Origin of the sequence: Rhodoplanes sp. SY1, assembly GCF_046000175.1 — a bacterium.
Lineage (GTDB): Bacteria > Pseudomonadota > Alphaproteobacteria > Rhizobiales > Xanthobacteraceae > Rhodoplanes.
The window spans coordinates 1-507 of sequence record NZ_JBEOMB010000393.1 but is presented as its reverse complement, the minus strand read 5'-3'; the positions used below and the strand labels follow the sequence as shown (position 1 = coordinate 507).

Genomic DNA, 507 nt, shown 5'->3' with positions numbered 1-507 from the left:
GTCCCTACATGCTCGGGTGCGTCCAAGCGCAGACGTCATGGGATTTGACCTTGTGGTCGACGGCAGTGCCGGCACCGCCGACGGGCTACACGTTCACCGACCTTTGGACGCTGTCCCCTGGCGTTTGCACGCTCGACGAGAACGTGCTCGGGGTCAGCCTCCTCCCGCCCGTCATCATCCAGGCGATGCCGAAGGTGCGATCGGAGACCGTCGTCGGCATCGGTGACAGCCTGATGCTCGGATCGAGGACCGTCGCCTCGTCGAATTGCTACGGCTGGCAGGTGTGCTCCGCCCTGTCGACACTGGCGCGTCCGGTGTCGTGGGTGAATTCCGGCTGGGGATCGCAGTATTCGACGCAGTACGCCGCGCGCGCGGCGGTCGATCTGCCGAAGCTCAAGCCGAGCTGCGTGCTGATCCCTGGGGGAACGCCGAACGATTCGATGGAGACGGCCGAGCAGCGCGACGCAGCGTGGCAGCGGACTCTCGACATCGCGGCCGTCGCGACGG

General features: G+C 66.7%; 1 protein-coding gene. It reads left to right on the top strand.

What is annotated here, in order from left to right:
- Positions 1–65: 65 nt before the first annotated feature.
- A partial coding sequence (locus ABTU92_RS29890; RefSeq protein WP_408095168.1) for a hypothetical protein occupies positions 66–507 on the top strand: 442 nt, incomplete at its 3' end.